The sequence below is a fragment of the Kribbella sp. NPDC050820 genome (assembly GCF_040653975.1).
GTDB lineage: Bacteria > Actinomycetota > Actinomycetes > Propionibacteriales > Kribbellaceae > Kribbella.
Genome location: NZ_JBFAHB010000002.1, coordinates 311,019 through 328,736 on the forward strand (window position 1 = coordinate 311,019; position 17,718 = coordinate 328,736).

20 protein-coding genes are annotated in these 17,718 nt (G+C 69.2%); 10 read left to right on the top strand and 10 right to left on the bottom strand.

What is annotated here, in order from left to right; genetic code table 11:
• Window positions 1-32 precede the first annotated feature (32 nt).
• Genes lhgO through AB0H36_RS03815 form a run of 5 tightly spaced genes read left to right on the top strand, consistent with a single transcriptional unit; the run spans window position 33 to window position 3,955 of the window.
• The gene (gene lhgO, locus AB0H36_RS03795; protein WP_360515954.1) at window positions 33-1,226 is read left to right on the top strand and encodes an L-2-hydroxyglutarate oxidase; all 1,194 of its coding nucleotides are present in this window, start codon (window positions 33-35) and stop codon (window positions 1,224-1,226) included.
• A gap of 34 nt (window positions 1,227-1,260) precedes the next feature.
• On the top strand, window positions 1,261-1,734 hold the full coding sequence (locus AB0H36_RS03800) for a MarR family transcriptional regulator (protein ID WP_360515957.1): 474 nt from the start codon (window positions 1,261-1,263) through the stop codon (window positions 1,732-1,734).
• 46 nt (window positions 1,735-1,780) lie between these two features.
• Window positions 1,781-2,071, top strand: a complete 291-nt coding sequence (locus tag AB0H36_RS03805; protein WP_360515961.1) for a hypothetical protein — start codon at window positions 1,781-1,783, stop codon at window positions 2,069-2,071.
• Between the two features lie 25 nt (window positions 2,072-2,096).
• Window positions 2,097-2,867: a glucose 1-dehydrogenase gene (locus AB0H36_RS03810; protein ID WP_360515964.1), complete on the top strand. Its 771-nt coding sequence runs from the start codon at window positions 2,097-2,099 to the stop codon at window positions 2,865-2,867.
• Complete coding sequence (locus AB0H36_RS03815) at window positions 2,867-3,955, top strand: PLP-dependent aminotransferase family protein (RefSeq protein ID WP_360515967.1); 1,089 nt, start codon at window positions 2,867-2,869, stop codon at window positions 3,953-3,955. Before AB0H36_RS03810 ends, AB0H36_RS03815 begins: the two co-directional genes overlap by 1 nt.
• On the opposite strand, the gene AB0H36_RS03820 is transcribed toward AB0H36_RS03815, so the two are convergent.
• Entirely contained in the window at window positions 3,933-5,630 is a 1,698-nt protein-coding gene (locus AB0H36_RS03820) for a SpoIIE family protein phosphatase (protein ID WP_360515970.1), read from the bottom strand. The two genes, AB0H36_RS03815 and AB0H36_RS03820, sit on opposite strands and share 23 nt — an antisense overlap.
• Window positions 5,631-5,781: 151 nt before the next feature.
• Between AB0H36_RS03820 and lysX the strand changes: the two genes are divergently transcribed.
• Genes lysX through AB0H36_RS03835 form a run of 3 tightly spaced genes read left to right on the top strand, consistent with a single transcriptional unit; the run spans window position 5,782 to window position 9,255 of the window.
• Window positions 5,782-7,824, top strand: a complete 2,043-nt coding sequence (gene lysX / locus AB0H36_RS03825) for a bifunctional lysylphosphatidylglycerol synthetase/lysine--tRNA ligase LysX (protein WP_360515973.1) — start codon at window positions 5,782-5,784, stop codon at window positions 7,822-7,824.
• A 9-nt stretch (window positions 7,825-7,833) separates the two neighbouring features.
• Window positions 7,834-8,496 (top strand): hypothetical protein, encoded by a 663-nt coding sequence (locus AB0H36_RS03830; protein WP_360515976.1) that lies wholly within the window; start codon window positions 7,834-7,836, stop codon window positions 8,494-8,496.
• A gap of 18 nt (window positions 8,497-8,514) precedes the next feature.
• Window positions 8,515-9,255 carry a hypothetical protein gene (locus tag AB0H36_RS03835; RefSeq protein ID WP_360515979.1) on the top strand — a complete coding sequence of 247 codons (741 nt, stop codon included), beginning with the start codon at window positions 8,515-8,517 and terminating at the stop codon, window positions 9,253-9,255.
• Between the two features lie 43 nt (window positions 9,256-9,298).
• Here AB0H36_RS03835 and AB0H36_RS03840 read toward each other — a convergent pair whose 3' ends face one another.
• Both AB0H36_RS03840 and AB0H36_RS03845 read right to left on the bottom strand, forming a co-directional pair.
• A complete protein-coding gene (locus AB0H36_RS03840) occupies window positions 9,299-9,742 on the bottom strand; it encodes an SRPBCC family protein (RefSeq protein WP_360515982.1) in 444 nt (147 codons plus the stop codon).
• Window positions 9,739-10,038 carry a metalloregulator ArsR/SmtB family transcription factor gene (locus AB0H36_RS03845; protein WP_360515985.1) on the bottom strand — a complete coding sequence of 100 codons (300 nt, stop codon included), beginning with the start codon at window positions 10,036-10,038 and terminating at the stop codon, window positions 9,739-9,741. Before AB0H36_RS03845 ends, AB0H36_RS03840 begins: the two co-directional genes overlap by 4 nt.
• A gap of 63 nt (window positions 10,039-10,101) precedes the next feature.
• Here AB0H36_RS03845 and AB0H36_RS03850 point away from each other — a divergent pair, with 63 nt between their 5' ends.
• Window positions 10,102-10,557, top strand: coding sequence for an SRPBCC domain-containing protein (locus AB0H36_RS03850; RefSeq protein WP_360515988.1), 456 nt, complete (start codon window positions 10,102-10,104; stop codon window positions 10,555-10,557).
• Entirely contained in the window at window positions 10,557-10,997 is a 441-nt protein-coding gene (locus tag AB0H36_RS03855) for an SRPBCC family protein (protein WP_360515991.1), read from the top strand. Before AB0H36_RS03850 ends, AB0H36_RS03855 begins: the two co-directional genes overlap by 1 nt.
• 1 nt (window position 10,998) lies before the next feature.
• On the opposite strand, the gene AB0H36_RS03860 is transcribed toward AB0H36_RS03855, so the two are convergent.
• The 7 genes from AB0H36_RS03860 to AB0H36_RS03890 form a co-directional block, all read right to left on the bottom strand.
• Complete coding sequence (locus AB0H36_RS03860; RefSeq protein WP_360515994.1) at window positions 10,999-11,367, bottom strand: hypothetical protein; 369 nt, start codon at window positions 11,365-11,367, stop codon at window positions 10,999-11,001.
• Complete coding sequence (locus AB0H36_RS03865) at window positions 11,367-11,756, bottom strand: VOC family protein (protein ID WP_360515997.1); 390 nt, start codon at window positions 11,754-11,756, stop codon at window positions 11,367-11,369. The genes AB0H36_RS03860 and AB0H36_RS03865 overlap by 1 nt, the downstream gene beginning before the upstream one ends.
• 23 nt (window positions 11,757-11,779) lie before the next feature.
• On the bottom strand, window positions 11,780-12,556 hold the full coding sequence (locus AB0H36_RS03870; RefSeq protein WP_360516000.1) for a YafY family protein: 777 nt from the start codon (window positions 12,554-12,556) through the stop codon (window positions 11,780-11,782).
• An 86-nt stretch (window positions 12,557-12,642) separates the two neighbouring features.
• Window positions 12,643-13,263 carry a sigma-70 family RNA polymerase sigma factor gene (locus AB0H36_RS03875; protein ID WP_360516003.1) on the bottom strand — a complete coding sequence of 207 codons (621 nt, stop codon included), beginning with the start codon at window positions 13,261-13,263 and terminating at the stop codon, window positions 12,643-12,645.
• 239 nt (window positions 13,264-13,502) lie between these two features.
• Window positions 13,503-14,966 carry a cation:proton antiporter gene (locus AB0H36_RS03880; RefSeq protein ID WP_360516006.1) on the bottom strand — a complete coding sequence of 488 codons (1,464 nt, stop codon included), beginning with the start codon at window positions 14,964-14,966 and terminating at the stop codon, window positions 13,503-13,505.
• A gap of 12 nt (window positions 14,967-14,978) precedes the next feature.
• Window positions 14,979-16,322, bottom strand: a complete 1,344-nt coding sequence (locus AB0H36_RS03885; RefSeq protein WP_360516009.1) for a SidA/IucD/PvdA family monooxygenase — start codon at window positions 16,320-16,322, stop codon at window positions 14,979-14,981.
• Window positions 16,323-16,345: 23 nt separating this feature from the next.
• Window positions 16,346-17,629, bottom strand: a complete 1,284-nt coding sequence (locus AB0H36_RS03890) for an ATP-grasp domain-containing protein (protein WP_360516012.1) — start codon at window positions 17,627-17,629, stop codon at window positions 16,346-16,348.
• Window positions 17,630-17,718 lie beyond the last annotated feature (89 nt).

Consider the following 17,718-nt stretch of genomic DNA (forward strand, 5'->3'; position numbering starts at 1 on the left):
TGGGGCAAGCTGGCCGGTACAGGGAGAGGTCGATGGGATCTGCGGTTGTGGTGGGTGGCGGCATCGTGGGTCTGGCCGTGGCACGGAGTCTGCAGCGGCTCGATCCGGCGACGCCTGTCGTCGTACTGGACAAGGAACAGTCGGTCGCCGCGCACCAGACCGGGCACAACTCCGGCGTCATCCACTCCGGGCTGTACTACAAGCCCGGCTCGCTGAAAGCCCGGCTGGCTGTGGCCGGAGGAGCGGCGCTGAAGGAGTACTGCGAGGAGAAGGGCATCCCGATCGACATCCCCGGGAAGCTCGTCGTCGCGACGACCGAAGCCGAGTTCCCACAGCTCGACCGCCTGCTCGGCATCGGCCGTGAGAACGGCGTCCCGGTCCGTCGACTCACCCTCGACGAGGTCGCGGAGCGCGAGCCCCACTTGCGCGTGAAAGGTGCCCTGGCGGTCGACTCCACCGGCCGCGTGGACTTCAAGCTGGTCGCTCGCGCGCTGGCCGACGACGTTCGCGCGGCCGGTGGACAGATCCGCACCGGCGTGACCGTGACCTCGATCCAGAACGCGGGCTCGGTCGTCCGGGTGCACACTACGGACGAGGTGATCGAGGCGGACCGCGTCGCCGCCTGCGCCGGGCTGCACAGCGACCGGCTGGCCCGGGCCTCCGGTCTCGAGCCCGGCGTCCGCATCCTTCCGTTCCGCGGCGAGTTCAGCGAGCTCGTGCCCGAGCGGGAGTTCCTGGTGAAGGGTCTGGTCTATCCGGTGCCCGACCCGGACCTGCCGTTCCTCGGCGTCCACCTGACCCGCGGAATCGACGGCACCGTGCACATCGGGCCGAACGCCGTACCGGCGCTGGCCCGGGAGGGCTACTCCTGGCGGAAGATCGTCGCCCGGGACCTGTGGGAGTCGATTGCGTACCGCGGCTCGTGGCGGCTCGCCCGCCGCTACGCCAGGACCGGCGCCAAGGAGATCGCACGCTCGCTGACCGGCCGGGCCCTGGTCCGCGAGGCTCAGCACATGCTTCCCGAGCTGCAGGTCTCCGACGTACGGCGCTCCGGCGCCGGCGTCCGCGCCCAGGCCGTCACCCGCGAGGGCAAGCTCGTCGACGACTTCTTCTTCCTCCGCGACGGCCGCACCCTGCACGTGCTGAACGCCCCCTCGCCGGCAGCCACCGCCTGCCTGCTGATCGGCGACCACATCGCCCAGGAGCTCTCCGCCGAGCGCGCCTGATTCGTGCCCTAACGATTAGGGTACTATTGCAGGCGTGACTGACCTCGACGAGATCGCCGACCCGCTGGACCTGGAGAACCAGGTGTGCTTCGCGCTCGCGGTCGCGTCCCGCAGCGTCATCGCGCTGTACCGGCCGCTGCTCGAGCCGATGGGGCTGACTCATCCGCAGTACCTGGTGATGCTCGCGCTGTGGCAGCACGCGCCGCTGTCCGTGAAGGAGCTGAGCGGGATGCTCCAGCTGGAGCCGGCCACGCTGTCGCCTCTGCTCAAACGCCTCGAGGCCAACGGGTACGTCGAGCGTCCGCGGGCGCGGGCGGACGAGCGGGCGCTCGCTGTCACGCTCACACCGACCGGCTGGCGGTTGCGGAACGAGGCGTTGAAGATCCCACCGGCGATCGTGAGCCGGCTGGGCATGGAGGTCTCCGAGCTCCAGCACCTCCATCAGGTGCTGACCCAGGTGATCGGCGCCGCCACAGGTGTCCAGGATCACCCCGGCAGAATTAGTTAGTGCACGAATCATTCGCCTACGATGGTGGTGTCGGAAAGGACACACCATGAACCGTCGTCGTCGCAGCAAGCCGATGAACATCGAGACCGTCCAGCGGTGGGTCGCTTCCGCCGTCCTCATCCATGTGGGCAGCGTCCCGGCCGTCACCCTGGCCGTCTACAGCATCGGCGTGGCCGCCGACGACTACGGCAAGGGCGTCGGCCTCTGGATCATGTCCGGGGTGATCGGCCTGCTCACGGTCTGCGGCGTCCTCGCGATCTTCCGGCGCTCGGTGCTGTCCTACTGGCTCATCCCGGGCATCCTTCCCACCGCGATCACCGGCTTCTACGTCCTCTGACGCCGCCGGCGGGGACAATGGTGCGATGACTGTCCTCGACAAGTTCTCGCTGGCTGGACGCACGGCATTGGTGACTGGTGGGTATCGGGGGCTCGGCCTCGCCTTCGCTACCGGATTGGCCGAAGCCGGGGCTGATGTGGTGATCGGTGCGCGCGATGCCTCGGCATCCCAGCGGATGGCCAAGCAGGTGGCGGACTCGACCGGGCGAAAGGTGATCGGTGTCGGTCTCGACGTCAACGATCGGGAGTCCGGGCAGGCAGCCGTGGCGGCGGCTTTGGAGGCCACTGGCCGGTTCGACATCTTGGTGAACAACGCCGGGGCCTGCTTTCACCGGCCGGCGCTCGACGTGCCGGATGAGGAGTGGGACGAGGTCTTTGCGACCAACGTGTCCGGTCTGTGGAAGCTGAGCCAGTCCGCGGCCCGGCACTTCCGGACGGTCGGTGGTGGCACGATCGTGAACGTCGGGTCGATCTCGGCGCAGATCGTGAACCGGCCGCAGTGGCAGCCGGCGTACAACGCGTCGAAAGCGGCGGTGCATCAGTTGACGAAGTCGTTGGCGGCGGAGTGGGCGCCGTTGAACATTCGGGTCAACGCGGTGGCGCCAGGATACGTGAAGACGGAGATGGCGCCGGTCGACGAGCCGCAGTTCAAGGCGCGCTGGATCGACGACACTCCGATGCAGCGGTACGCCGTACCGGAGGAGATTGCGCCGACCGTCGTCTTCCTCGCCTCGGACGCGTCCAGTTTCATGACCGGATCGATCATCACCATCGACGGCGGCTACACCCTGCACTGATGGACCTCCATCTTCAGCTGGGGGAGGGCGGGCTGGCCGAGCAGATCTACGCGCAGCTGCACGAGCGGATCAGCACCGGCGTGCTGCCCGCGGGTACGGCGCTCCCGTCCTCGCGGGAGCTCGCGGTTCGGCTATCGGTGTCGAGGGCAACGGTCGTCGCGGCCTACGACCTGCTCGCCGCGCACGGGCTGATCCGGTCGCGGGCTGGCGCTGGGACCTTCGTCACCGGTCGGTCTGTCTCAGCGGCGTCCGCGCCGGCTTCGTCGCCCTTGCGGCCGCGAGCGATCTGGGATGCTTTCGCAGTTCCGGAGCTGTCGGTGCCGGCAGCCGAGTTCAACTTCGCGCCCGGTGTGCCTGCACGGACCAAGTTTCCGTTTGTGCGGTGGCGGGCGCTGGTCAACGATCAGTTGCGCAGCCGGACCGACGTTCACTACGCCGACCCGGCGGGTTTGGAGCAGTTGCGTACGGCGCTTGCGCGGCACCTGGTTGTGAGTCGCGGCGTCCGGCTCGCGCCGGAGCAGTTGGTGATCACCACGGGAGCGCAGCAGGCGTTCGACATCGCCGCGCGCGTTCTGCTCGAGCCGGGCGACCTGGTGGCTGTCGAGGACCCCGGGTACCTGCCGGCCTACCGTGGATTCCTTGCGCATGGAGCCCGCGTCGTGGGGGTTCCTGTCGACGGCGAGGGACTGGTTGTGGACCGGATTCCGGTCGGAACGCGGCTTGTGTACGTGACGCCGTCGCATCAGTTCCCGCTCGGCATGCCGATGTCGGAGGAGCGCCGTACTGCGTTGCTTGCTTGGGCTTCCCGGCACGACGCGGCGATCGTGGAGGACGACCACGACTCGGAGTTCCGGTTCACGGGGCGTCCGTTGATGCCGTTGCAGGCTGCCGACGAGGAGGGGCGGGTTCTGTACGTGGGGTCGTTCTCGAAGACGCTGCTGCCGACGCTGCGGGTCGGGTTTCTCGGCGTTCCTTCGGTGCTGGCCGAGGCTGCGCGACGGGCGAAGTTCGTCGCCGACTACGGGACCGCGGGCCACGTGCAGGCGAGGTCTGCCGGTCGAGGAGTTAGGGCGGTGGCGGGATGGTGAGCTCGGCCCAGACGATTTTGCCTTCGCGGGTCGGGCGGCTGCCCCAGCGGTCGGTGAGGGCGTTCACGAGGTAGAGGCCGCGGTGATGCTCTTCGCCGGACGCCGGCTGGTACAGCAGGGGAGTGTCCGGGCCGCGATCGGCGACCTCGACGATCAGCCTGGAGCCGTCGTGGTGCAGGCGCAGGTCCTTGGGCTCGCCGGTGTGCAGTACGGCGTTGGCGACCAGCTCGCTCGTGACCGTCACCGCGGCGTCGACGACGTCGCCGAGCCGCCACTCGTCCAGGTGCTCACCGACGAACGTCCGGGCCTCCGCGGCGTCCGAAGGGGTGCCGGTCAGGGACAAGGTCGCGATCTGCCGTCGGTGGCCGACATGGCGGACGTGCAGGAGCGCGATGTCGTCGTTGTGCCGGCCGTCCGTCAATCGGTCGATCATTGCGTCGCAGGCATTCTCGAGTCCGGCTTCGCGGGGGAGCTGTCCCAGGGCGTCGAGCAGTGCGTCGATGCCGTGGTCGAGATCGCGTTCCCGGTTCTCCACCAGGCCGTCGGTGTACAGGGTCAGTTGCGAGCCGCGCGGGAAGTCGGCCACACCCTGCCCGAAGTCCTCGCCGACGCCGAGTGGCGCGCCGAGCCCTTGCCCGATCAGCAGTGGGGGTTGGCCGGGCAGTGCCAGAACTGCCGGCAGGTGCCCGGCGTTGGCGAAGGCCAACGTTTGGTCGACCGGGTCGTGCACGGCATAGAAGCAGGTGATGAAAGTAGCGCCCGGCGTACTGTTCGCCAGCTGTGAGGTGTGCCGCAGGACGTCGGCGGGCGGCAGGTCCAGCAGGGCGTAGGCCCGGACAGCGGTACGGATCTGTCCCATCACCGCCGCTGCCGTGACGCCGCGGCCGACGACGTCGCCGATGACGAACGCCGTCCGCCCGGCCGGCAGCTCGACGACGTCGAACCAGTCGCCACCGACCTCCGAGCCGCCGGCCGCGGGCCGGTAGCGGGAGACGACGTCCAGGTCCGTCACCTGTGGCACAACGGGCAGCATGCTGCGAGCCAACTCCACGGCCAGGCTGCGGTGGGCAGCGAACAGGCGCGCGTTGTCCAGCGCGATCGCAGTGTATCCGGCGATTCCCTCGGCCAGCTGCTCGTGGCGCAAGCTGAACCGGCCCGGCGCGGAATGGCCGAAGAAGAAGCCGCCCAGCACCTCGAGCGAGGTCGGCGAGATCACCGGTACGGCGAGGTAGCTGCAGACCGGTAGATGTCCCTGCGGCATTCCGTTGTACGGCGCGTTCCGGCCGTACCTCGGATCCCGGGTGATGTCGTCGGAGCGAACCGTGCCGGCTCCGTTGAAGGTCGGTGCGAACACCGCCGTGTTGCGCGGCATCGGGAACTTGTCGAACGTGTGCCTCGGCACTCCGGACAGGGTGTACAGCGTGTACGACTCGCCGTACTCGTCGATCAGGTTGTAGAAGAAGGCCCCGAACTCGGCCCGGGTCGCTCTGGTCGCGGCGTCGGTGGCTTCCTGCACCAGCGTGTCCAGGTCCAGCTGTGCGGTGAGTCGCCGGCCGATCACTTGCAGCGTGTCGACGAGCTCGGCCTCGGCCCGCAGTACCCGTAGCTCGGCCTCCAGCCCGGCCGAGCCGGAGTCGCGGACCGCTCGTTGCTCACCCAAAGGCTCACTCGTCATGGTGATCCCCTCAGACACCGCGACGCCGGCGTCCGCATCAGGCTAACCGCAATCCGCCCGCACGTCCCGCCCTCGGCGCCGATCCGGCAGGCTGGTCAGGGCGTGCACCTCGTCAGGGTCTCCGGGTACTGTCGTGAGCTGGGGGGACCGGATGAGCTCAACGGTGGATACTGCTGCGTTCTCGGTGGAATCGCGGGCGCGGACACGCCCGGTCGGGGTTCTCAAACCGCTCGACGACCGCTGGCCGGACCACTTCGCGGCCGCCATGTTCGCCGCCGCCGCGCTGGTGGTCGTGGTCGCGGTGGTGCCGCCGTGGCAGGACTACTTCGCGCGCGAGCAGGACATCGTTTCGATGCTCACGATTCCGATCGTGCCGAGCCTTGTGTACGCCGCCCTGCTGGTGGCGATGGGGGTGGCGCTGAGACGCCGGTTGCGCGCCGCGTGGTGGCTCCTCGTGCTGTGGTGGCTGATCGTGCCGGAACTCGCGAGGATCGTGTGGTTCATGTGCTTCGAGTACACCTCGGACCTGCCCCGGGTCGGGACCGCAGCGGGCAGTGCGGAAGGGTTCCTCACGCGTCCTCGCCTCGCGACGCTGCACCGCAAGTCGGCACAGACGGCGCTGGACACCGCGGGAGCAGGCCACGCGGCCGCCGTCGCGGCGCTGATCCCGGCGCCGCCGGATCCACTGGCCGAGGCGATGTCGGTCGAGGGGCTGCCCGAGCAAGTGCGGGTACGGCGGGCCAAGCTCGACCGGATCCGTGCCCAAGGCATCGATCCCTACCCGGCGACGTACCCGCGCACGCACACGATGGCCCAGGTCAAGGCCCATGCCGGCGCGATGCCGGACGGAACGTCGACCGGGCGCCGGGTGTCGGTGGCCGGGAGGGTCATCCTCAAGCGCGACCACGGACGACTGGGATTCGCGAAGCTCCGCGACGGCAGTGGCGACCTGCAACTCATGGTCGATGTGGCCGACGTCGGCCGGGAGCAGTACGACTTCTGGCGTCATGACATCGACCTGGGCGATCAGGTGGGCGTCACGGGCGAGGTGATCACCACCCGGCGCGGGGAGCTCTCGGTCCGCGCGGAGTCGCTGCAGCTGACGAGCAAGTCGATCCGGCCGCTGCCCGACAAGGTCAAGGGCATGGTCGATCCGGAGGCACGGATCCGGGCCCGGTACGTCGACCTGATCGTTCGGCCGGCCGCTCGCGACATCGCGTACACCCGGGCGACCGTCGTACGCAGTGTGCGCGATTCCCTGCAGGCGCGGGGATTCGTCGAGGTCGAGACCCCCGTCCTGCAACTGGTGCACGGCGGCGCGAACGCGCGCCCGTTCGAGACCCACATCAATGCCTACGACCTCGACCTGTACCTGCGGATCGCCACCGAGCTGCACCTGAAGCGGCTGCTGGTCGGTGGTATGGAGAAGGTGTTCGAGCTCGGCCGGCAGTTCCGCAACGAAGGCGTGGACTTCAAGCACAACCCTGAGTTCACGTCGCTCGAGGTCTACGAGACGTACGGCGACTACGACACGATGCGACTGCTGACCCAGGACATCATCCAGGAGGCCGCCACCGCCGTGTACGGCTCGCCACTGGCACGCCGTACCGACGCGGACGGCAAGACTGTCGAGTACGACCTGTCCGGGACCTGGCCGGTCAAGACCATCTGCGGCGCGGTGTCGGAGGCGCTCGGCGAAGAGGTCACCGCGGACACACCGGTCGAGACGCTGCGCGGACATGCGTCGAAGATCGGGCTGGAGCCCGGCGACACCGCTTCCTGGGGAGTCGTGCTCGAGGAGATCTACGAAGAACTGTGCGAGCGCACGACGACGATGCCGGTCTTCTACACCGACTTCCCGAAGGAGAACGCGCCACTGACCCGGCCGCACCGCTCGGATCCACGGCTCGCGGAGAAGTGGGACCTGGTCATCTTCGCGGCGGAGCAGGGTACGGCGTACTCCGAGCTGGTCGACCCCGTGGACCAGCGGGCGCGGCTGCACGCCCAGTCCCAGCTTGCGGCCGCGGGCGACCCGGAAGCCATGCAGGTCGACGAGGATTTTCTCGAGGCCCTCGAGTACGGCATGCCGTCGACCGGCGGAATGGGGATGGGCATCGACCGGCTGGTGATGAACCTGACCGGTCTCTCGATCCGCGACACCATCTTGTTCCCGTTGGTGCGGCCCACCGGCTGAGGAAGTGTCGTGAGCGCGCGCCGGCCGACCGCCGTCCAGAAGGTCTCGGGCCTCACCCTGACCGGCATGGTCGTCGGCTCGATGGTCGGCGGCGGAGTCTTCACCCTGCCCAGGGAGTTCGGCGAGGCCGTCGTCGTGGCGTCCGCGGTGGTGTGGGCGTTCCACGTCCTGATCGCGCGCGGGGTGCGGCAGGCGGCCGTCGTCAACCGGATCGTCACGATCGCGAAGCTGCTGCCGATCCTGACCTTCATCGTGATCGTGGCGCCGGCCTTCGAGGCGGGCACGTTCGCGGACAACTTCTGGGGCGGCGACGAGAGATTCCTTGCCCGCGACAACGTCCACGGGACGCCGATCGCCGCCTTGCTCAGCACGACCGCCGCCGTCCAGCTGTTCCTGTTCCTGGTGCTGCTCGTCGACGACGCGCTGGACTTCATGCTCAAGCTCGACACCGTCGCGGTCGTCTACTCGATCTTCATGCTGCACGCCGCGGGTCCGAAGTACCTTCTGCTGGCCGCGATCGTGTACGCGCCGGGGACGCTGCTGTACCTCGTTGCTCGTCGCGAACAAAGCCTGCGGGTGTTCAACCGGGCCGAGGTCGTGGCGTGCGCGGTGCTGATGATCGCCGCGGCGCTGGGCGTCGTACTGATTGCTACGGACTCTCTCGATGTCTGAGCGGTGCGGGTGATCCGGGTGGGTTGGTATCGAGAACTCGTCGACACCGGCCGGGCGCAGGCAGCCTGGATGCTGCTGGCCTTCTTCGTCACCTTCACCGTCACGCGAGCAGTCACCCGGCGCATCCGCGCCAAGCAACGGCGCTCGGCCCAGACCGCGGCCGAGGGCGGCCTGTCGGACCTGTACATCGGTGGCATCCACATCCACCACCAGGTGTGGGGAATTCTGATGGTGATGCTCGCCGGGCTCCTGCAGTTCCGCTACGCGCCGGACACGCCCTGGGCCGAGGTGTTCGCCGTGATCTTCGGCGCGGGGGCGGCGCTGACCCTGGACGAGTTCGCGCTGTGGCTGCATCTCGACGATGTCTACTGGGGACCGGAAGGACGCAAGTCCATCGACGCGATCCTGCTCGGCGGGGCGCTGGGCGTCGTACTCCTGACGCAGACCAGCCCGATCGGCGCCGAGCCGCACCAAGCCGGCGGCGCGCTCTCGCGGTGGACCTACTTCGGCGGGATCGGGTTCCACCTCGTGATGGCGGTCGTGTGCTTCCTCAAGGGCAAACTGGCCACCGGCCTGATCGGCATCGTCGTACCGGTGGTGGCGCCGGTCGGGGCGGTCCGGCTGGCCAAGCCCAGCTCCGTCTGGGCACTCCATCGGTACGGCGACCGGAAGCGCGATCGCTCCCGGAACCGCTTCGGCCCGACTTACCACAAACGCTGGAACCGCGTCCGCGACCTCCTCGGCGGCCACCTCTCGTGAACCCGCCGGATCACCGCGCCGACTCGGCGATCGCCGGCGAGGCTCAGGGGGTGTCGACACGCCAGGGATCTGGGCCGGGATCGCCGCCGGACGCCCGGATCTCCAGGCGGTCGAGGTAGTGATTCCACCCTTCCGCGTGGATGTCGCGGCTCTCCGGCGGGAGGTCGCGGTGGGTGAGACGGACGAGAGTCGCGTCGCCTTGCTCGATCAGGTCGACCTCGATGACGCTGGATCCGGGCGGGACAGGGTTGCCGGGCATCTCCCAGCCCCAGGTGAACACGATGCGCCGCGGTGGGTCGACGACCGTGAAGGTTCCGGAGGCATAGCCGTCGCCCCGGACGTTCATCCGCAAGCGGCCGCCCGGAATCGCCTCGACCTCCGCGTCGACGCCCTGCCAGAGCAGCCAGCGAGATGGGTCGGTGAAGTAGCTGAAGACCAGATCCCGCCGGGCCTTGATACGACGCTCCACGATGACAGGTCCGGTCATTCCCGCTCCTCGGTCTCGGCGAGCTCTGCGAGCCGGTCGAGCTGCTCGGCCCACAACAGCCGCAGCATCGGCGTGTACGGGCCGAGCGCCTGCCGGTCGGCGCGGTAGAAGCGGCGAGTGCCGTCGCGACGTACGACGACCAGTCCGGCCTCCCGCAACACACCGAGATGTTGCGAGACCGCGCCGAAGGTGACCTCGAAGTGCTCGGCGATCTCCGACGCCGGGCGTTCGACGTCCCAGACCAGCCGGAGGATCTCCCGGCGCCGGGGATCGGCGATCACGCGGACGACATCCACGCGGCAACTTTAGCGAACGCTAAAGCTTGTCGGAACCTGCTCTCTATTTTAGTGTGATCTAAAATGCTGACCGAGGAGGGCGGTCCGATGGCGGATATCGCGATGCAGGCCGAGATCGCCGCGCCGCCGGCGGACGTGTACCGGGCGCTGACGAGCACCGAGGGCGTCGCCGGGTGGTGGACGACGCGCAACGAGACCAGCGGTGTCGTAGGAACGGTGCAGCGGTTCTGGTTCCCGGATGCGCCGATGTCGTGGGACCTGGAGGTGACCTCGGCGACACCGGACGAATCCTTGATCTGGCACTGCGTCGGCGGTCCGCCCGAGTGGATCGGGACCCAGGTGCGATGGACACTGCAACCAGGCGAGACCGGCACTGTCGTCCTGCTGGATCACACCGGCTTCGAAGAGGTGGGGACGATGTACCGGATCGTCACGTTCGGCTGGGCGCAGATGCTGGAGCGGATGCAGCGCTACCTGTCCGGCGGGACGCCGGTGCCGTACTTCGACCAGGAGGTCTGATGGCTGTCGATGTCTTGACTGAGGTTGTCATCGAGCGGCCGGTGCAAGAGGTGGCCGAGTACGTCGGGGACCCGTCGAACGCACCCGAGTGGTACGCCAACATCGAGTCGATCGAGTGGCGCACCGATCCACCGGTGGCGGTCGGGTCCCGGATGGACTTCGTGGCGCACTTCCTCGGCCGGCGGCTGGCCTACACCTATGAGGTCGTCGAACTGGTTCCGCTGGAGCTGTTGGTGATGCGGACCGCTCAGGGGCCGTTCCCGATGGAGACGAGTTATCGCTGGTCGCCGGCCGGTGAACGCAGTACCCACATGTCGTTGCGGAACCGCGGCGAGCCGTCGGGGTTCGCGGGCGTTGCCGCGCCGTTGATGTCCGCCGCGATGCGCCGCGCGAACCAGAAGGATCTCAGCCGCCTGAAGTCCTTGCTCGAGTCCCGTTGACCTACTGCTCGCCGAGGGAGCTGCGGGCGAAGGCGACGGCTTCGGCGAGCAGCGACTGCCAGCGCTCGGGGCCCGGGATCGCGACCCATTCGCGGAACACCTTGCCGGCCGGGGCGAACTCCTGACCGGTGCCTTCGGCAACGAGCTCGGCCACCCGCCCGGCCGGCAGTTTCACGACCAGTTGGCCGGACCCGGCGTCGTACGACGCCAGGAAGCGGCCGGCCAGCCGGATGCACGGGTAGCCCATCATCGTGGACCGCCCGATGGCCGGGTCGTAGAGCAGGTCGTCGGTGAGCTCGTCGTACACGACGCGCGGGTCCTCCCCGCCGGACGGGTCCGGCGGGGAGTTGCGCGTTGCGTTTCGCGCCATCATCCGGCCGGTGGGGTGAAGACGCCGAACTGGTTGCCGGACGGGTCGCGCAGGTAGGCGAACGCCGGGGCTCCGGGTCCGGGGTCGAGGTGCTTGCTCAGGACCGATCCGCCGAGCTGCTCGGCGTCGGCGCAGGTGGCTTCGACGTCGGCGACGAGGATGTAGAACACCGCGTGGTCGGGGACCTGCCCGCCGGTGCCGAAGATGCCGCCCATTGGGGCGTCGGCGCCGGAGGCTTTGATGTTGCGGTAGTCCATGCCGCCGGCGGCGGCCGGGCCGTCGGCGTCGAAGGTCCAGTCGAACAGGCTGCCGTAGAACTTCTGGGCGCCGTCGGGGTCGCTGGTGGCGACCTCGAACCAGGCCAGGGTGCCGGGCGCGGGGGTGGTCATGGGGGACTCCTTCATCCTGCGATTCACCCGCCGGACTGGCGGGTCGAACCCACCGTCGCAGGCGGTGGCGACAGCCCTATGTCGGTGTTCGTCGCCTGAAGTGCGGCCTCGGGCAGCTTCGTGACGTGGCCGTCGACCTGTGGGTCGGCGGCGGCTCGCGGCGAGCGGGGGAGGGTCGGAGTGCGCTCGGCCGAGGTGATGCGGTCCATACGGAACACTCGCTCCTCCTGCCGCAGATGACACCAGGCGGTGAGGTACGAGCCGTTGGGACCGACGACGACGTGCTGCGGCTCGACCTCCCGCTCGGTATCGACACCGCCGACGTCGATGTAGGCGATGCGCAGCACGTGGTTGCCGTGCACGGCCCGCCAGATCGTCTCGGCGACGCCCGCGTCCGGATCCGGGACCGGCTGGACGAGCAGGCGGACCTTCGCGGCCGCCGTACGCGCTTCCTCGAGGGCGCGCTCGGGCATCGCGGCGACGATCTTCTGCAACGCGCTGCGGGCGTCGCGGGAGAACAGCACATGGTCGCTGCGGCTCAGCGCGACCGCGATCGCGGTCGCCTCGCGGGAGGTGAAGTTCAGCGGCGGCAGGCTCATCGACCGGTCGACCGAGTAGCCGCCGGCCCGTCCCTGCTTGGTCGCCAGCGGTACGCCGGCCTGACCGAGCGCACTGAGATCGCGCTCGATGGTCCTGACGCTGACCTCGAAATGCCCGGCCAGCTGGCGTGCAGTCCGGCCCCTCGGCCCTGCGGCGCGAAGCTCCTCGACCACGGCGTACAGACGGTCGATCCGGTTCATGTCTGCAGGCTAGCCGCGACCAGGGACAGAATTCGGCCCCGGAGAACGCCGCGCTGAGCAGCGCGACGTCCCCCGCGGTCCGGCGGTCAGTGGGCGGTGGTGGCGAGTTCTGGGGTACGGCGGAGCATCTGGAGGGCTCGCATCCGCATCGGGCCGATGCTGCCGATCGGGAGGTTCAGTTTCTCGGCGATCTCGGTGTAGGACGGGCAGCTGTCGGACATCAGCAGGCGGATCAGCTTCTGGTAGCGGCTGGGCAGGCGGGACAGCGCCCGCTCCGTGGAGGGCTCGTACTCGCCGTCGGCCGGGTAGACGTCGACTATCGCCGTACTGTGGCCGTCGCTGTGCTCGGCTGTCGGGTCGGCGTAGAGGAGGTAGCGCTTCCGGCTGATCGCCACCCGCAGACCCTCGCGCCGGGCCGTCGCGGCCAGCCAGGCCGGGAGGCACTCGGGGTCGCGGACCTGGCGACCGTGTTGCCACAACCGCAGCCAGGTCAGCTGTGCGACGTCAGCGGCGTCGCTGTGGCTCAGACCGACGCCACGGGCAGTGTGCAGGAGCAGGGGGCCGAAGCGCCGCTCCAGCTCCTTCCATGCCGACCAGTCAGAGGTGAGGGCGCGGCCGAGCAGGACCTCGAGCGAGAGTCCTGATTCGGTGTGATGGCGATGTGCCCCGGCCGGCCGTGCGGTTGTGCGTAGCGAGATCGTCGACACGCTCCACGTCCTTTCGCTGTTCCCCGCAGGTGGCGACGATGCGCGAGCAAGGCACAGGACGGTCCAGCCGGTGGCGGCGGACCACCGGCTGAAGCCATAGCGTCAGCGGGCTCTGTAGAGCCCTACTCCGGCAAAACCCTGGACGGCCTGTGCCTCACCACGTCCCCCGTGGTCGTCGTCAGTGCTGCCTTCGCCGCCTATTCGATCACCGCCGCCGTCACGCAGACGTAGCCGATCCGTCACGAAATCGCACGTGTGGCGTCACCGCTCGCATACGCACCCGTCGGTAACCGGTCGGTCGCTGCGGGATCACGCAGGGACGGGCCGAGCAGGCGCAGCAACGGCGCCGCCATCATGGTGGTGACCAGTGCCATCATCACCATCACCGTGAAGGCGCTGTGGTTGATGATGCCGACACTGAGGCCGGCGGACAGTACGACGATCTCGGTGATCCCACGGGCGTTCATCAAGACACCGAGGCCGGCCGCGGACCGCCCAGGCAGGCCGCCGGCCTTGGCCACCGGGACGGCCCCGGCGAACTTCCCGATGATCGCGACGGCCAGCAGCAGGCCGCCGGCGGCGAGCACCGCCGGCTGGGACACCGCCGCGATGACGTCGGTCTGCAGGCCGATCGAGGCGAAGAAGACCGGGACCAGCAGCGCGCGGTTCAGCCCGCCGATCTGCTCGGACACCTGCGCCACCGGCACGCTGCCCCTCGGCAGCACCAGGCCGGCGAGGAAGCCGCCGAAGATCGCGTGCACGCCGATCAGGTCGGTCGCCGCGGCGAGCCCGAGGATCAGCCCGAGCACCAGCAGCACGAGGATCGGCGTGGGCAACGCGGCGGCGTACCGGTCGGCGAGCCATCGAAGCAAGGGTTTGAGTATCAGCAGGCAGCTGCCGCCGACCAGGATGGTCAGCGCGAGCGACAGCAAGGCGTCGCTCGGGCCGGCGGACCGGATCATCGCCATCACGATCGCGAGCGCGCACCACGCGAGCACATCGGCCGCGGCAGCGCACAGCATTGCCAGCGATCCGAGCCGGGTGCCCTGCAGACCACAGTCCTGCACGATCCGGGCCAGCACGGGGAAGGCGGTGATGCTGAGCGCCGTACCGATGAAGATGGCGTACGGCAGCCGGTCCACGGACGGGCCGGCCAGCGCCGAGTAGAGGGGGAGTGCCGCGATCACGCCGAGCGCGAACGGGACAGCCATGATCGCAAGGCTGGCCGCGGCGATCGCGCCACGGTCGCGTCCGAGCCGGTCATGGCCGAAGTCGGCGCCGACGGTGAACATGAAGACCGCCAGCCCGGCTTGCGCCAGCAGACCGAGGTTGGGCATGACCTCCTTCGGGAGGACGGCCTCGAACAGCCAGGGCGCCAGCGATCCGACCACCGATGGGCCGAGCAGCAAGCCGGCTACGATCTCGCCGACGACCGGCGGTTGACCTATCAACCGCGCGAGCCGGCTGCACAGGGTCGCCAACGCGCAGACCACCGCGATCGCGAGCAACAGTCGCCACATCACTTGCGCCGCTGATGGCCCGGCGGCCGATGGCGCCATACCGGCCGTTGCGTCGCCGTTCGGCGTCAGCCAGCCGGCAGCGAAGGCAAGGCCGAGCAGGGCGGCCGCGCCGGCGACCAGACCGGCGGCGACCACCACACTTCGGCCGGGCGCGGGCAGTAAAGTCCTCTCCGTCCCAGGCATGTTCGCGCTGCTTCAGGTCTGCAGTGCGCCGTCAGCCGATAGCGGCACAGCAGTCAGCTGCTCGGCCGGCGCTCGGTGCACTCCGTTGACTCGCTTTCCCGACCGGCGGGCGAGGATGTCCTGCGTGACCTCGGCGGCCCGGTTGCCGAGCACGCTGAGCAGCGAGTCGGCGATGCCGTGGGTCGCCTCGTTCACGCCTTGCAGGTAGCAGGCCGCGTCGGACGGTTCGCCGAGCATCAGGCGGTACTGCCGGCTGACCTCGATCCGATCCAGCCCGATCGCCGCGCCGAGGCCGCGGACCAGCCGTGGCATCTCGCGGACGAATCCGGTGCCGAGGAAGACCAGGTCGCGGCGCAGCTCGTTCACGGTGCCGGTCTTGCGGTCGGTGAGCTCCAGGACGATGTCGTCGCCGTCCATGCGGGCGCCGGTGATGTCGGTCATCGGCACGAGGCGCCGCTGCTCGACACCGGCGAGCTTCTCGAGGTACATGCCGGTGTAGAGCTCCTGCAACAGGTCGCTCTCGACGCCGGAGTAGTTCGTCAGGTGCATCTCCCGCAGGATCTGCTCCTTGCCTTCCGGCCGGGCCTCGAAGAACTTGTCGATGTACGACGGGTAGTAGAGCTCGTTGGTGAACTTGTTCGTGTCGTACGCGCGCAGCCCGATCGACCGCATCACCCAGCTGACATCGCTGTTGGGCAGGTCGATCTGCACTGCACGGAACATCTCGGCCGCGCTCTGCGCCGCGCCGACCACGGCGACCCGGTACGGCCGATCCTTGTCCAGCTCCGCCACCTGGCTGCGGTACCGGGTGCTGTGGATCAACCGGTCGGCGGGCAGCCCGGCCAGCTCCGGCGGCACGTACACGTCGCGCCCGGCGCCGATCACCAGGTACCGGCTGGAGATCGTGCTGCCGTCGGCGAGCCGGGTCAGCCACCCGGTCAGGGTGCCGGCCGAGTTCCGGACCGGCTCGACCGACGTGCTTTCACAGCCGAGCTCGATCCGCACCTTGCGCAGCGACTCCGAGACCCAGCGCAGGTAGCCGGAGACCTCGACCCGGTACGGCGTGAAGCTGCCCATGTTGATGAAGTCGTCGAGGCGGCCGACGCTGCGCAGGTAGTTCAGGAAGGTGAACTCGCTGCGTGGGTTCCGCAACGTCACCAGGTCCTTGGCGAAGGCCACCTGGCTCTTGGTCCACGGCAGCAGCAGGCCGCGCTGCCACTCGACCGAGTGACCGCGTTCGATCACCAGCGAGTTCTCGGCGAGGCCGTCGACGCCGAGCTCTTCGAGCGCGACCGCGAGGGCCAGGTTCGCCGGACCGGCGCCGACAGCGAGCAGTTCGACCTCACGGTTGATCATGCGGGCTCCAATTGGGTCGTGGCTCACCAGGGCCGTCCGGAGAACTCGGGCTCGTTCACTGCCTCGTACGTCAGCTCGACCAGGTCGGCCGCGGCCGTCAGCCGGTCGGCACAGGTGGCGGGATCGTCCGCGGTGCAGACGACGTACGCGTGCCGGCCGATGTGTGCCCGCGGGGGCAGCCGGACCGTCGCGCCCGGGGACACCATCGGGTGCGCCTCCACGAGGCCGGGCACCGACCCCGGCTCCGGTACGACGATCTTCTCGACGCGGCAGTCCTCGGGTGGGTAGCAGAACCGGATGCCGACGCAGGTCCGGTGGTCCGGCTCCAGGTCGGGACGGATGCCCTGCGCCACGTCGACCAGGACCGCGCCGGGATCGATTCCCGTGGCCAGCTTGCCCACGTACGGGATCAGGTCGCCGCCGAGCCGGCCGTTGACCTCGATCACCACCGGACCCTTGGAGCTGAACCGGATCTCGGTGTGCGTGATGCCGTACGGCGCACCGATCGCCGCGTGCGCCGCCCGGAGCAGCTCGCGCAGCTCGGCGTCGGCCAGCAACGGGTCGGCGCCGTCGACGATGTGGCCGACCTCCTCGAAGTACGGCGGTGGGCCCAGCTGCTTGTGGGCGATGCAGAACGGCAGGTACTCGCCCGCCACCACCGCACCGTCGATGCTGATCTCCGGACCTTCGACCAGTTCCTCGATCAGCGCGCCACCGTGGTACTCGGCCGGACCGCTTCGGCTGGACCGGTCGGCTCGTTCAAACGCATCAATGATGCCGGCCTTGTCGTCCACCACGGCGACGCCGATGCTGGCTGCCATCCCTCGCGGCTTGACCACGACCGGGTAGCCGATGTCCGCGGCCGCCGTGGCGGCCTCGTCGGCTGTCGTGACGACAGCGAACCGCGGCTGCGGCAATCCGGCAGCGGTCAGCGCCTGTCTGGTCCTGGCCTTGTCGCGACATCCCTGTGCACCTTGGGCAGTCAGGCCCGGCAGGCCGAGGTGGTCCGCGACCAAAGCGGTGGCGATCACCGACGGTTCGTCGTACGTGAAAACGCCGCGGACGGGCCGGGTGCGGGCAACCGCCTCGGCGGCTGCGATCAGGCCGTCGTGGTCGAGCACCAGGCCGGCGCCTTCGAGCGGCACGACCACGGAGCTGCCGTCGACGTACGGCTGCTGCCACGTCGCCGGCTCGTCGTCGATCAGCCAGAGCCGCCGGCGTTTCGCCGCACCCTGCATCAGGTACTCCCGGTAGGGCTGGAAGCCGCTACCGAACTGCAGCACGACGCCATCGGTGTTGTCGTCCACGCATTCCTCCCGGGTCGGCACTACCCAACGAGAGGGGGTGACCCACTGCGGGTGATACACCGGACCGCGCTGGCACCATCGGGACACGA